Genomic DNA, 14,820 nt, shown 5'->3' with positions numbered 1-14,820 from the left:
CTGTGACCTGGCAGCACTGTGATCTCGCCCATCGCGCCGCCGGCCGCCTCACTCTCGCAGTCGCCTGTTGCGGGTTGAGTGGTAGGTGAAGGCCCAGCAGTCGGTGCCGACCTTGTGGCGGGTGTAGCGGTCGGGGTGGCGGTAGCGGTCGCGGTTGTGGAACTGGCAGGCGGGTCCGAGGAGTTTCAGGTCGGTCAGGCCGCCCGCGCTCCAGTTGTCGGCGTGGTCGATCTGGCACATCGTGGCCGGGAGTGGGCAGCCGTCGATCCAGCAGGTGGCGTAGCGGGCGAAGACGGCCCGGCGTTGGGCGGGGGTGGCCAGGCGGACCTTGCGGCCCATGTCCAGCACCTGCCCGTCGGCATCCATCACCAGGCGCACCAGGGTGGAGGTGCGGGCGAGGCGGTGCACGCTGGTGATGGGCAGCATCTGCCCGGTCGCCAGCAACAACCCCGGCGCCGTCCCCAGCAACGCCCCCGGCAGTGCCCCCGGTGACGCTCCTGGTGGCGTCCCTGGCGCTGTACCCGGTGGCGTCTCCGGCTCCGGTCTCGGCGTCCCCGGTGCTGCCGACGAGCACCGCGCTCCCCCGCCACACTCGTATCCGCCCTCGCCGTATCCTCGCTGCTCGTGGCCGTGACCTCCAGGCGTGGCCTGCCCATGCCGGCAGTCCCCCGCAGGCCGATGCCCGGCGTGAGTGTGATGTCCAGGTGCGTCCTCGGGAGGAGGGTCCGGTCGCGCTGTGTGCGGATGTGCTGTGTGCGAATGCCCGCTGCCGCCACGTGCGGGCCATGCGGACGTGCACCTGGCGCGTGTGGCTCCAGTGCTGACTGCAACACGGTCACCGTCCTCGTCCCCTGCGGCGGGCGCGGTGTCGTCGTCCTCGGCAGGGACGGTGCTCGCATCGCAGGCGTCGTTACTGCTCTCGGCATCGCCGAAGGCGCAGTCGCCGGTGACCTCGGCCTCGCCCGTTTCACCAGGGGCGCTCACGTCCTCGCCGTCCCGGCCATCCTCGGCGCCCTCGGCGGCCTGGGTGTCTGCGGCGTCTTCGGGGCGGTCGGTGGGGGCGGTGTCGGTGTCGTCCGTGGGGAGGGATTCGGCGTTGACCAGGACCAGGAGCTCTGTGGCGATCTTCTGCTCCAGCAGCGCGATGAACGCATCCGCATTACGCACCCGCTGCGGCCGGTCATCACCCTCCGCCCGCAGCTTGGCATAAGCATCCAGCAACGCGCGCAACCGGGCGGCCGCCTCGCGGGGCAGGTAGAACTCCCCCTCCAGCCCGCCACCCCAGGCCGGGCGCACCCGCAGGAACCGCCGCCCGTAGTCGGCCTGCTCGTCGCGGTCTTCCCCATCAGGGTCGAGCACCGCGCGCAGGTAGCGGCCGGCTTTGGCCACCTCCGCCGCACCCGCCTTGCCCGCCAACTCCACCAGGATCGGCTCGGCCAGGCGGGCCTGCTCATCGTTCAACTGGGCGGTGGCGGCGCAGATCGCCTCCACCACCCCCGCCGCCAACTGCCCGGCGGCGAACTTCTCCCGCACCCGCGGCAGACGCGCCAACTCCACCGCCACAGTCAACAAACGGCCCGCACCCGCCACGCCCATCCCCCCGGCGCTGCGCAGCCAACTACGGGTGGAGGCATGCCCATGCCGCTTGGCCCACCCCGCCCCATGCACCCGCCCCACCCGATCCGCCAACGCGGAGGTGATCCGATCCCGCGCGACCATCAACTCCTCCGCCTCGGCCACGCAGATGTCCACATCATCGGGAAGCGGCGCCAGCGCCAACGCCTGCACCGACTCACGAACAGAACCCACCAACACCCACGACGACCGAACTCGGCGATCACCCGCACCGGCGGCATCCACACCCGAGCTGTTATCTACACCGCCGGTGCCGGGCGCGTCGTCGCGGCCGTCCTGGCTCGCGTGCCGCCGCAACTCGGAGTCGATGATCGGAAAATGCTCGCGGGCGGCCGAGCCCTCGGACGACCACAACGGCGAACCGCAGATCAACGGATCCCACCAGCCGACGTCGGCTTTATTCGAACGACGAGGGTGGACAGAATCCGAGTCGAACAGATCCATCACACCCTCCTCAAAGAATTCGAAAACTTATATGAATTCTTTCACCCATCTCTGCAGGCGGCAACCAGCGGAAACCGAGAAAAGGGCGATATCTACGGCATTTACGACCGCAGGCCCGTACCCCCTGCGGGGTCAGGGCGTCGTACGGTCGGCCGGGGTGGTCAGGCGGGCGACGGCCGCGACGACTTCGGAGGGGTTGGACAGGTCGGACAGCACGATGTCGGCGCCCGCCTCGCGCAATTCGGCGGCCGTGGACCGGCCCGAGGCCACACCGATCATGGCCGCGCCGCCGATCTTCGCCGCCTGGACGTCGCGTGTGGAGTCGCCGATCAGGACGGTGTTGCCGGCGGTGAAAGCGGCGCCGTAACGGGCCTTGGCCCGTCCCTGCGCCACCTGCAGCAGCGTGGCCTTCGGATAGACCTCTTCGCCGTAGCCGCCCACCTCGACGTCGATCCACTTGTCCAGCCCGAACGCCTTGAGCTTGTGCACGGCGTTGCTCTTGATGGTGCCGGTGAGCACCGACTGCGCGACGCCGTCGAGGCGGGACACGGCCTTGAGCGCGTCCTTGGCGCCGGGCATCGCTCGGCCGTCCTTGGCCAGCCGGCCGCGCCGCTCCGCGAAGCTGACGGCCAGCGCGTCGACGAACCTGGGCAGGTGGTAGTCCTCGACCGCGATGCCGTTGACGGCCAGCGTCTCGAAGATGATCTCCGAGTCGGGCCGGCCGAGCGCCGGTGCGAGTTTCACCAGCGGTCGCCCTGTCACCATCCGGAACGCGTCCGCGTAGGCGTCGCGGGTCACGATGGCGACGTCGACGAGCGTCAGGTCGATGTTCCAGAGAACGAGGCGGTTGATCGCGGCCTCCGTGGGGGTGCGGTGTGGATCGTGCTCAGCGTACGGCCCACGCGGGGCACCCGCCGCATCCACGACGCCTCGACAAGTCGCAGGCACGGGTTGGCACGCGGGACGAGGTACCGGCCGAAATCCGCCCCAGCGCTCCCCCCGGCATCCATTACCCCGACAGCCGCCATGGCCGGAACCCGGCCCGTACGGCATGGGGAGCGTCCGCAAATTGCTGCGGATTCGGTCCGAACCCCCCTTCCTCACCGCCTGCGGCGCGGGGATCGTAACCGTCCACCACACCGCAAACAAGATATTGACAAGACATGTCACCGGCGGTTCTCTTAATGATCAGTAAACGTTTTTTGCACTTTCCGCGCGGTTCTTAGCTCTCGTCCCACCCTGTCCAGAATGAGGCGGACGTCGTGTACCGAAAGCTGGGTTCTACAGTGCTGGCCGCGGTCCTCGCGATCGGCCTGACCGTAACCGACGAGGGTGGGAGCGCGGCGTACGCCGCTCCCCGCGCCGCGCAGGCCGATCCTCAGGAGCCGGGGGAAGGAGCGCCGACCGACGAGGCCGCCGGGCGGGCCGCCCGCGAGACCGGCCGCCCCGTCGAGGTGCTGGCCAAGCGCGGCGAGGACCGGGAGACCTACGCCAACCCCGACGGCACCTTCACCACGGTCGAGCATCTGCGCCCTGTGCGGGTGCGGCAGGGCGACTCCTGGGTCGCCCCCGACACCACGCTGGTCAGGCTGCCGGACGGCTCGATCGGGCCACGGGCGAGCACCGTCGGGCTGTCGCTGTCCGGCGGCGGCGACGCACCACTGGCCCGCGTCGCCAGGGCCGGCCGCGAGCTGTCGCTGAAGTGGCCCGGAGGGCTGCCCGAACCCGAACTGCGGGGCGACTCGGCCGTCTACCACGACGTCATGAAAGATGTGGACCTCGTCGTACGGGCCGACGTGGACGGCTTCTCCCACACTCTCGTCGTCAAGACCAGGGAGGCCGCGGCGAACAACGCGCTGGCCCGGCTCTCGCTCGGACTGGGCGGCCCCGGTGTCGGCGTGCGGACGAAGGAGGGCGGCGCCGTCGAGGCGGTCGACGCCGCGGGCGGCGGAGCGCTGTTCGAGGCGCCCGCGGCGGTCATGTGGGACTCCGGCACCCCGGCTCCCGCGCTGAAGGCGGCGACCTCGGCCCCGCTGGAGCGCGGCCCCTCCGACACCTCGAAGGTCGCCGGTCTGAACGCGGCCGTGGAGGGCGGGAACCTCACCCTCACTCCCGACAAAGCGCTGCTCGACGCGCCCGACACCCGCTATCCCGTCTACATCGACCCGGTGTGGAAGACGGTCAAGGCGTCGGCCTGGGCCTACGTGTCGCGCACCTACCCCAGCACGTCGTACTACAAGTTCGGGGGCAAGGCCGACTCGGGCCTGGGTCTGTGCTCGGGCGACTCCAAGTGCGCGCCGTCCGACGTCAAGCGCATCTTCTACCGCATGCCGACCAGCGCGTACGCCGGAAAGTACATCATCTCGGCCGACTTCGTGGCCAAGGAGACCTGGTCGTACTCCTGCGACGGCCGGACGGTGCAGCTGTGGCGGACCAAGGGGTTCGTCGAGAGCTCGACGTGGAACTCCACCTCCGACAACTGGCTGGAGCACCTCGACACCCGTGACGTGGCCAAGGGCTGGTCGTCCAGCTGCCCGGCGGGCGACGTCGAGTTCAATGCGACGAAGGCGGTCAAGGACGCCTCGGCCGGCAAGTGGTCGACCACGACGTTCGGCCTGCGCGCGGGCTACGAGACCGACGCCTACGGCTGGAAGCGGTTCGCCGACGACGCCTACCTGCGGGTCAACTACAACACCCCGCCGCCACAGCCGAAGATGTCGGACCTGTCGATGAACCCCGGCGGCACCTGCGTCTACTCCCCCGCCCCCGCCGTGCGCGTGCCCCCCACCATCTCGGCGGTCCTGTACGACGCCGACTCCGCCGACGCCAAGAAGGTGTACGCCGAGTTCGGCGCGACCTGGGACGGCGCGCAGAAGTGGTCGTCGGGCAAGATCGGCCCGAAGACCACCGGCTCGACCTTCCAGGTCACGCTGCCGGCGTCGATTCCCGAGAAGAAGACCATCAACTGGTACGTCCGCACCTGGGACGGCTACCAGTACAGCCCGTGGAGCTACGCGGGCGACGCCACCGCGTGCTACTTCACCTACGACAAGAGCGTGCCGGCGGCTCCCACGCTGTCGTCGACGGCGTACCCGCAGTCGGACCCGGAGAACGAGGCCGATCCCTGGTATGACGGCGTGGGCCGCTACGGCCGTTTCACCGCGGCCTCGTCCTCGACCGACGTGGTCAAGTACTGGTTCGGCATCAACTCCAACCCGACCTCCGCCAACGAGCGCAAGCCGTCCAGCCCGGGCGGGGCGGTGACCATCGACATCGCGCCCGACCACGCCGGGCCGAACTACCTCACGGTGAAGGCGTTCGACGCGGCGGGCAACTCCAGCGAGATCGGGCGCTACGTGTTCCGCGTGAAGGCGGGCTCCCCGGCCAAGGCCCAGTGGGCCCTGGACGAGCCGATCGACTCCACCCAGGTGGCCGACGCCTCGGGCGCGTACCCGGCGACCGTGTACGGCGGGGTGACGCTCGGAGTGGACGGCATGTCGAAGACCGCCATGCAGACCAACGGCACCAACGGCTACGCCAAGACCGCCGGGCCGGTGCTCGACACGCGCAACGGCTTCGCGGTGTCGGCCTGGGCGCGGCTGCCCGCGACCAAACCCACGCACGCCGGGATCATCGCGACCCAGATCGGGAGCGTGCGCAGCGGTTTCGAGCTGTACTACTCCTCCGGCTACGACCGGTGGATCTTCAACCGCTACAACAACGACACGACCGACGGCACGATCACCCGGGCGATCGGCACCGCCTCGCCGCAGGGCAGCGAATGGACCCACCTGGTCGGCGTGTACGACGCGGTGGCCAAGAACATCAAGCTGTACGTCAACGGCCAACTCCAGGCCACGACGGCCTACACGACCCCGTGGAACGCCACCGGCCCCGTGCAGATCGGCGCGGGCTGGTACGGCAAGCTCGACGCCTTCTTCCCCGGCGAGATCGACGACGTGCGCCTTTTCGACCGCATCGTCACGCCGGAGGAGGTCGGCAACCTGTTCACCCAGCACCCCGTGGTGGCGGCGCGCTGGAAGCTGAACGACTCCGCCTCCGCCGTACGGGCCGCCACCGCCTACTGGAAGATGGACGAGGCGGCCGGAGCCCCGCGCGCGGAGGAGGCGGGCGGCGCCTACCCGGCCGGTCCGCAGGGCGGCGTCACGTTCGGCGCGGCGGGGTGGTTCGGCAAGGCCGTGCACCTCGACGGCACGACCGGCTACCTCAAGACCGGCGGCCCGGTCCTGCCCGACACCACCAAGAGCTTCTCGGTGTCGGCGTGGGCGAAACTCCCGGCGACCAAACCGACCCACGCCGCGATCATCGCGACGCAGGCCGGCTCCCGGCGCAGCGGGTTCGAGCTGTACTACTCCTCCAGCTACGACCGGTGGATCTTCAACCGGTACGACAACGACAACGACGACGACGTGATCACGCGGGCCCAGTCCACGGCCGTGCCCGAGGGCGGCGTCTGGACCCACCTCGCCGGCGTGTACGACGCGGCGAACAAGCAGATCAGGCTCTACGTCAACGGCAAGCTCAACTCCACGACGGCCTTCACCACGCCGTGGAAGGCCACCGGCCCGGTGCAGATCGGCGCCGGCTGGTACGGCACGCTGAAGTCCTTCTTCCCCGGCGAGATCGACGACGTTCGGCTGTACGACCAGATCATCAGCGACTCGGAGATCGCCACGCTGGCCTCCGGCGCCTCGCTGACCATCGCCGCCGACGACGGCCCGTCCGGGCGCCACGTCACGCTGAACGGCAACGCCAGGATCGACCAGGGAGCCGGCTGGGTGGGCACCCCGCCGGGCGGCCTGGTGCTGGACGGCGACGGCGACTACGCCGCCACCTCCGTCCCGGTCGTCCGCACCGACGAGAGCTTCACGATCGCGGGCTGGGTGACCACCGCGGGACGGCCGTCCAGGGCCGCGGCGGTCTTCAGCCAGGAGGGCTCGGTCAACAGCGCGTTCACCCTGCGCTATCGGCCCGATCCGGCCGACCCGGCCAACGCGGGCGGCTACCAGATCGAGATGCCGGACAAGGACGCGACCGGCGCGGCCCGGCCGACCGCCGAGCATTCGGCCTTCCAGTCCGGCTTCGACTGGGACCACGTGGCGATCGTGTACGACGCCTTCCAGGACGAGATGCGGCTCTACGTGAACGGCGAGCTGGAACAGATCGAGGACACGGTGTCCTGGCGCCACAACGTGATCGGGTTCAACGCGGGCAAGGGGCTCCAGCTGGGCCGCACCAAGGCGGACGGCGCGTGGGGCGAGTACTGGCCCGGCGTGATCGACGATGTGTGGGCCTTCCAGGGGATCGCGACCGAGGAACAGATCCAGATGCTGGCCGGCGGCACCGAACTGGCCACGGACACGGGCTTGTAAGAACACGGGCCTGTAAGAACCGGCGACTCGAACTCGAACCAGGCCCGGCCGCCGCACGGCGGCCGGGCGGGAGGTTGCGCATGAACGGGTTCCCCCACCCGAAGCGGTTCAGGCAGAGGTTCAGGCAGCGGTTCAGACGCAGGGTCGCCGCGGTCACGGCGCTGGCCACCGTCGCCGCGTCCCTGGTCGCCCAGCCCGCGCGGGCGACGGCGCCGGACGCGGGACGCCCGGAGGTGAAGAGCGCCGAGCGCGTGGTCCGCGGCGAGACACTGGGCGTCAAGCCCCGCCGCCCCGACCCGGCGGGCGCCCCCGCCAAGCGGCGGCCCGCGTCCGGCGAGGTGAAGGTCACCTCCCCCGGCGCGGTGCGGATGCTGGACCACGCCGCCGCCGAGCGGGTGGGCGCCGACGCCGCCCTGTTCACGGTCGAGGCCGCCGGAGACAGGGCGTCGAGTGTCACCGTCGACTACTCGGGCCTCGCCGACGACTTCGGCGGCTCGTACGGCAGCCGGCTGCGCCTGGTCCGGTTGCCCGCCTGTGCGCTGACCACGCCCGACCAGCCCGCCTGCCGTACGGAGACACCGGTCCGCGCGCGCAACGACGCGGCGAACCGTACGCTCACCGCCTCGATCCCGGCGGAGGCGACGGTGCTGGCGGCCGTGTCCGGCGACTCCAGCGACAAGGGGGACTACAAGGCCACCAAGCTGTCGCCGTCGGCCACCTGGACCGTGGCCGAGCAGTCGGGCGACTTCTCCTGGTCGTATCCCCTGCGGGTGCCGCCCGTCCCCGGTGAGCTGACGCCCAAGGTGGAGATCGGCTACTCCTCCGGCGCGGTGGACGGCCGCACGTCCAACACCAACAACCAGCCGTCCTGGGTGGGCGAGGGCTTCGACTACTGGCCCGGCTACATCAAGCGCGCCTACAAGCCCTGTGCCGACGACGGGGCGCCGAAGGACCAGTGGGGCACCCCGCCCGGTGACCAGTGCTGGGCGTACGACAACGCCGTGATCAGCTGGAACGGACGCGGCGGCGAGCTGATCCAGGCCTCCGACGGCACGTGGCGGATGAAGAACGACGACGGCACCCGCGTCGAACGCCTGAAGGACACGGCCAAGGCCAACGGGGACGACGACGGGGAGTACTGGAAGCTCACCACCCCCGACGGCGTGCAGTTCTTCTTCGGGCTCAACCGGCTGCCCGGGTGGAGCAGCGGCAAGCCGGAGACGAAGTCGGCCTGGACGCACCCCGTGTTCGGCAACGACGCGAACGAGCCGTGCCACGCCTCCACCTTCGCCGCCTCGTGGTGCCAGCAGGCCTACCAGTGGAACCTCGACTACGTCGTGGACCCGCGCGGCAACGCCATCACGTACTACTACCAGCAGGAGGGCAACCACTACGGCCGCAACCTCAAGCCCGAGGACGAGACGCCGTACGTGCGCGGCGGCTGGCTCGACCGCATCGAGTACGGCCAGCGCTCCGACACGCTTTTCAGCGCCAAGGCCCCGGCACGCGTGGTGTTCGGCGTCTCCGAGCGGTGCCTGAAGGCCGACGGCTTCGACTGCGACCCGAGCAAGATCGGCTCCAACCCCACCAAGTGGCCGGACGTGCCGTACGACCTGAACTGCGACGCCGGCACCGAGTGCAAGGCGACGCATGGCACGCTCGCGCCCACGTTCTGGTCGCGCAAGCGGCTCACCGGCGTCACCACGCAGGTGATCAAGGCCGACGGCACCTACCGCGACGTCGACAACTGGACCCTCGACCACCTGTGGGGCGACGCGGACATCGACCAGGCCCTGCTGGTGAAGTCGATCGCACACACCGGTCGCGCGACCGGCAGCCCGGTGGCGCTGCCCTCGGTGACCTTCAACCACGTGCAACTGCCCAACCGGGTGGACAAGCAGGGCGACGACATCCCGCCGTTCGTCAAGTACCGCCTCGGGGCGATCTACGACGAGTCGGGCGGGCAGATCGACGTCAACTACTCCGACGCCGACTGCACGCTCGGCTCGCTGCCCACCCCGGAGACCAACACCCGGCGCTGCTTCCCCGTCAAGTGGACGCCCGCCGGGTACGACGACCCGATCACCGACTGGTTCCACAAGTACGTCGTCACCCAGGTCGTGCAGACCGACCGCACCGGCGGCTCCCCCGACGCGCTGACGACGTACGAGTACCTCGACGGCGCCGCCTGGCACTATGACGACGACGACGGCATGACGAAGGAGAAGTACAAGACCTGGTCGCAGTGGCGCGGCTACGGCCGCGTACGGGTGCGGACCGGCGGCTGGAACGACCTGCGCTCCCTGGTCGAGACGCGCTACCTGCGCGGCATGAACGGCGACCGGGCCGGGCCGAGCGGCGGGACGAAGAAGGTCGCGGTCTCCGACGGCGAGGGCGGCAGCGTGGACGACGAGGACCCGCTGCAGGGGTTCGAGCTCAAGCGGACCGAATACGAGGGCGTGGACGGCGCGGTCGCGGTCAAGACCGTCAACACCCCCTGGTATCAGGAGACGGCCAAGCGCACCCGGAGCTGGGGCACCGTCACCGCGAACATCGTCAACGTCGCCAAGACGCACACGTGGACCGCGATGGACGGCGGCGGCTGGCGGGAGACCGAGAGCGGGACGAAGTACGAGCCCGTCGCCGGCCTCACCACCCAGGTGGACGACAAGGGCGACCTGTCCACCACCGCCGACGACCGGTGCACCCGCACCACCTACGCCCAGAACACCAAGGCCTGGATGCTGAAGTATCCGAGCAGGGTGGAGACCGTCGCGGTGGCGTGCTCGGCGACCCCTGACCGGGCCAAGCAGGTCGTCGAGGACGACCGCACCTTCTACGACAACGGCGCCTTCGGGGCCGCGCCCAGCAGGGGCGACGTCACCCGCGTCGAGACGATCGCCGCGCACGACGGCACCACCGCGACGTACGTCGCCAAGGAGATCTCGACGTACGACGCCTACGGCCGCGAGCTGACCACCAAGAACGCGGCCGGCCACGTCACGACCACGGCCTACACCGACACCGGCGGGCTGAACACGGGCGTGAAGGTCACCGGCCCGCCTGTGGTTCCCGGCGACGCCTCGACGGCCCACGTCACCAGCCAGGAGAAGGACCCGGCGTACGGGTTCGAGACCGTGAAGATCGACGCCAACGGCAAGCGCACCGACCTGGAGTACGACGCGCTCGGCCGTCTCATGAAGGTGTGGATGCCCGACCGGTCGAAGGCGGCGGGCCAGACGCCGAACCTGGAGTTCAGTTACCGCATCGTGGACGGCCAGATCGTCGCCATCGGCACGAGGAAGCTGGACGCCGAGGGCGGCCAGACCTCTCCGACGTACGAGCTGTACGACGGGCGGCTGCGGCTGCGCCAGACGCAGGAGCCGGGGCCGGACGGCGGACGCCTGGTCAGCGACAAGTTCTACGACTCCCGCGGCAACGTGGCCCGCGAGTACGGCCAGTACTACTCGACCGAGGCCCCCTCGACGGCGCTGTTCGGCGCGTACGAGGGCGACGTCGAGTCGCAGAAGGTGTTCGACTACGACGGCCGCAACCGGGTGACGCTCGAACGGTTCCTCGTCGGCAACGGCGAGACCAAGGAGAAGTGGCGCACGGTCACCAGCTACGGCGGCGGCAGGGTCACCGTGGACCCGCCGACCGGCGACACGCCGGTGACCACGCTGACCGACGCCCGTGACCAGATCGTCGAGCTGCGCCAGTACAGGGGCGACTCCCCCACCGGCGACTACGACAAGACGACCTACACGTACACGCCCGCCGGCAAGCTCTCGACCGTCAAGGACCCCGCGGGCAACGTCTGGACGCACTTCTACGACCTGCGCGGGCGGGAGACCGAGGTGCGCGACCCCGACAAGGGGACGACGAAGACGACGTACGACGACCTCGACCACGTGCTGACCACCACCGACGCACGCGGCAAGACGATCTTCAACGTCTACGACTCGATGGGCCGCAGGACGGAGACCCGCGAGGGCTCCGCGACCGGCCCGCTGATGGCGTCGTGGACCTACGACACCGTGCGCAAGGGACAGGCGTCCAGCGCCACCAGGTACGCCAACGGCCAGGCGTACACGACCACGTTCAACGCCTACGACAACCTCTACCGGGCCATCCGCACGACCGTGACGATCCCGTCCGCCGAGGGCGCGCTCGCGGGCAGCTACGTGTTCGACACGCGCTACAAGCTGGACGGCACCGTACAGTCGGCCACCTACCCCGACGCGGGCGGCCTGCCGGCCGAGACGGTCGTCTACTCCTACGACGACCTGCGCCGGCCCACCACCATGTCGGGCCTGTCGCCGTACGTCACCGACTCGATCCACAGCCTCACCGGCAAGCCCGAGCAGTACGAACTGTCGACCGGCGGCAAGAAGACCTGGTTCACCTACTCCTACGAGTACGGCACCCAGCGCCTGCAGTCGTCGCGGGTGGACCGCGAGGACGTGGCGGGCGTGGACCGCGACGCCACCTACACCTACGACGCCGTGGGCAACGTCGTCTCGATCTCCGACGTGTCCCGCGGCGGCACCGACACCCAGTGCTTCGCCTACGACTACCTGCGCCGCCTCGCCGAGGCCTGGACGCAGGGCACCCAGTCGTGCGCGGGCGCGCCGAGCGCGAGCGTCATCGGCGGCGTCGCGCCCTACTGGCAGTCGTTCGGGTATGACGTGACCGGCAACCGCACGAAGGAGGTCGAGCACGGCGTCGGCGGCACGGCCGACACGAACCGGACCTACGACTACCCGGCCCCCGGCTCGCCGCACCCGCACGCCCTGTCCGGCGTGACCCAGACCGGCGGCGCGGGCGCCCGCACGGAGTCCTACGCCTACGACGAGACCGGCAACACCACCGGCCGCACGATCGGCGCCACGGCCCAGACACTGGAGTGGGACGTCGAGGGCCACCTGGCCAAGGTGACCGAGGGCACGAAGGTCACCTCCTACGTGTACGACGCCGACGGCAACCGGCTCATCCGGCGCGACCCCGGCGGCACCACGCTCTACCTCCCGGGGATGGAGCTGCGCCTGGACAAGACCACGGCCAAAGTCCAGGCGACCAGGTACTACACCCACGACACCGTGACGGTCGCGGTGCGCACCACCTCGGGCGTGAAGTTCCTGGCCGCCGACCAGAACGGCACGGCGGAGCTCGCCATCGACGCGGCGAACCAGTCGCTGACGCAGCGCCGGTTCAAGCCCTTTGGCCAGCTGCGGGGATCGCCCCCGGGTTCCTGGCCGGGCGAGAAGGGCTTCGTCGGCGGCACCGTGGACGAGTCGACCGGTCTCACCCATCTCGGGGCGCGTGAGTACGACCCGGCCACCGGCAGGTTCATCAGCGTCGACCCGATCATCGACCCGCACGACCCGCAGCAGATGAACGGCTACGCCTACGCCGGCAACAACCCCGTCACCTTCACCGACCCCGACGGCAAGTTCTGGGGCAGCTGGCTGGCGATCCTCCTGGCGCTCCTGCGCGCCCTGCTGGCCATCCTCAACCACGGCGGCGGAGGCGGAGGGAACCACGGCGGCGGCGGAAGCCACGGCGGCGGTGGCGGCTACACCGGCGGTGGCGGCGGCGCTCCGCACCGCTCAGGCCCGAGCTTCGGCTCCACGGTCAAGAGCAACACCCTGTCCAGCGTCGATCCGCGCAAGTTCACCGCCCTGGGCTGGCTGGCGTACGGACTGGGCGGCCCCGCGGACATGCTCAACACCTGGGGTGAGAACTTCAAGGAGAGCCGCCGTGTCATGGCCGGCATCTACAAGCTCAAGTCGGTCAGCTATCCGGAGGGCAACTGGCTGACCAAGTGGCTGTGGCAGGGGCTCAGCAAGTGGTACGACGCCAAGGCCAACCGGATCGAGGCGCGCGGCATCAAGTGGGGCGGCCGGCTCGGCAAGGCGGGCAAGTTCGTCGGCAGGTTCGGGGTCGTCGCCACCTTCGCCGACGGCGCGCTCACCCAGTGGAACAGCGACTCGGGCAAGGACATCAACACCGGTGAGAAGGTCGCGCGGGCGACCATCCGCGGGGCGGCGGTCGCGGGCGGCTCCTACGCGGGCGCCACGATCGGCGCGGCGGCGTGCAGCCCGGGCGTCGTGCTCGCCGCGGTCTGCGGCGCCGCGGGCGCGTACGTCGGCGGTATGGTCGGCGGCGTCGTCGGCGACACCGCGATCGCCGCGTACGACCACATGCGCAAGCCGGTGGTGAACACCGTCAAGTCGATCGGGTCGGGTATCAAGAAGGGATGGAAGAGTCTCTTTGGTTAGCATGACGGGCGCCGTGACCGACACGGCCGAGGTCGTGGGCTACCCGCACGCGCCGGTGTGGGCGGTGCTCGCCGCCGCCCTGCTCGCGATCCTCGGCTTCGTCAACCACGTCAGGTTCGTCCGGGGCGGGCCCGGCGGCACCTGGGCGGCTCGCTACTTCGACACCGACAACCCCAAGGAGCTGCGCAACCTGCCGTTCGCACAGCTCCCCGGGGCCGTCATGCTCGCGATGTGGGCCGTGATGCTCGCCTACACCCGGGTCTCCGGTCAGGAGACCTGGGACGCGATCATGGGTCTGTTCCTGTTCGCGTCGTTCGTCTTCGGAGGTGTGGCGGTCAAGCGGCTCTACCGGCCGCCGCGCAGGGCCAAGCCCCGGTGGCTGCTGGAGGAGGAGGAACGCCAGGCCCGCTGACGCGTCAGACGAGATCGAGGGCGTCGGCCAGCGAGTCCACCACCGGGACCCCGACGCCCTCCAGCTCCGACCGCCTGGTCATGCCGCCGGTGTAGAGGATGGCGCGAGCGCCGACGTGCTGGGCCGCGTGGGCGTCGTCCACGCTGTCACCGATGACCACGACCTTCGCCGAGTCGAGGCCGAGCGCGCGCAGGTGCTCCACCATGTGCTCGGCCTTGTGGCCGCCGGTCGCCGCGCGCGAGCCGTCGATCCGGGTGAAGTGGCCGTCGATGCCGAACTCGCCGGTCTTGCGGACCAGCCGTTCGTGGCCCCACATGGACAGCAGCGACTGCGTGCGGCCCGACTCCTCCCAGGCGCGCAGGCTCGACAGCGCCCCCTCGGCGAGGCTGCACGCCTCCATCAGCCGGTGGTAGTGCTCGTGGAAGCCCGCGTCGAGCAGTTCCCACTCGCCCTCCCTGAGCGCCCGGCCGAGCATCCGCTCGTACGCCACCCAGATGGGGCGGGTGTACACCTCGCGGAAGCCCTCCGCGTCGTACGGCCCCAGGCCGTACGGCTGGAAGAGCTCGTTGGTCGCGCCTACGACGGCGTCGATGTCGTGGAAGAGCGTCCCGTTCCAGTCCCAAACAATGTGTGTCATCTCGCCTCCAGCTTAGAC

Annotated in this window: 6 protein-coding genes; 3 read left to right on the top strand and 3 right to left on the bottom strand. The window is 70.2% G+C overall.

Annotated features, from left to right (window positions below; translation table 11 throughout):
- Nucleotides 1–48 precede the first annotated feature (48 nt).
- Together IL992_RS07435 and IL992_RS07430 are read right to left on the bottom strand one after the other, a co-directional pair.
- The gene (locus IL992_RS07435; RefSeq protein WP_193202552.1) at nucleotides 49–2,079 is read right to left on the bottom strand and encodes an HNH endonuclease signature motif containing protein; all 2,031 of its coding nucleotides are present in this window, start codon (nucleotides 2,077–2,079) and stop codon (nucleotides 49–51) included.
- A gap of 132 nt (nucleotides 2,080–2,211) precedes the next feature.
- Nucleotides 2,212–2,931, bottom strand: coding sequence for an HAD family hydrolase (locus IL992_RS07430; protein ID WP_193202684.1), 720 nt, complete (start codon nucleotides 2,929–2,931; stop codon nucleotides 2,212–2,214).
- A gap of 410 nt (nucleotides 2,932–3,341) precedes the next feature.
- Here IL992_RS07430 and IL992_RS48245 point away from each other — a divergent pair, with 410 nt between their 5' ends.
- The 3 genes from IL992_RS48245 to IL992_RS07415 all read left to right on the top strand — a co-directional run bounded on the left by IL992_RS48245 (nucleotide 3,342) and on the right by IL992_RS07415 (nucleotide 14,165).
- Nucleotides 3,342–7,472: a LamG-like jellyroll fold domain-containing protein gene (locus IL992_RS48245; RefSeq protein ID WP_193202551.1), complete on the top strand. Its 4,131-nt coding sequence runs from the start codon at nucleotides 3,342–3,344 to the stop codon at nucleotides 7,470–7,472.
- An 80-nt stretch (nucleotides 7,473–7,552) separates the two neighbouring features.
- Nucleotides 7,553–13,753 carry an RHS repeat-associated core domain-containing protein gene (locus tag IL992_RS07420; protein ID WP_193202550.1) on the top strand — a complete coding sequence of 2,067 codons (6,201 nt, stop codon included), beginning with the start codon at nucleotides 7,553–7,555 and terminating at the stop codon, nucleotides 13,751–13,753.
- A 13-nt stretch (nucleotides 13,754–13,766) separates the two neighbouring features.
- On the top strand, nucleotides 13,767–14,165 hold the full coding sequence (locus tag IL992_RS07415; protein ID WP_193202549.1) for a hypothetical protein: 399 nt from the start codon (nucleotides 13,767–13,769) through the stop codon (nucleotides 14,163–14,165).
- 4 nt (nucleotides 14,166–14,169) lie between these two features.
- Here the strand turns inward: IL992_RS07415 and IL992_RS07410 are convergent, their stop codons facing one another.
- Nucleotides 14,170–14,802, bottom strand: coding sequence for an HAD family hydrolase (locus tag IL992_RS07410; protein WP_193202548.1), 633 nt, complete (start codon nucleotides 14,800–14,802; stop codon nucleotides 14,170–14,172).
- Between the last annotated feature and the right edge of the window lie 18 nt (nucleotides 14,803–14,820).

The organism is Microbispora sitophila (assembly GCF_014892245.1).
Classification (GTDB): domain Bacteria; phylum Actinomycetota; class Actinomycetes; order Streptosporangiales; family Streptosporangiaceae; genus Microbispora; species Microbispora siamensis.
Note: the sequence above shows the minus strand (reverse complement) of the source record. Positions and strands in the feature narration are given on the sequence as shown.

Coding starts and splice junctions, on each gene's coding strand:
- IL992_RS07435 (WP_193202552.1), bottom strand. CDS start 2,079: ATGGATCTGTTCGACTCGGATTCTGTCCACCCTCGTCGTTCGAATAAA.
- IL992_RS07420 (WP_193202550.1), top strand. CDS start 7,553: ATGAACGGGTTCCCCCACCCGAAGCGGTTCAGGCAGAGGTTCAGGCAG.
- IL992_RS07410 (WP_193202548.1), bottom strand. CDS start 14,802: ATGACACACATTGTTTGGGACTGGAACGGGACGCTCTTCCACGACATC.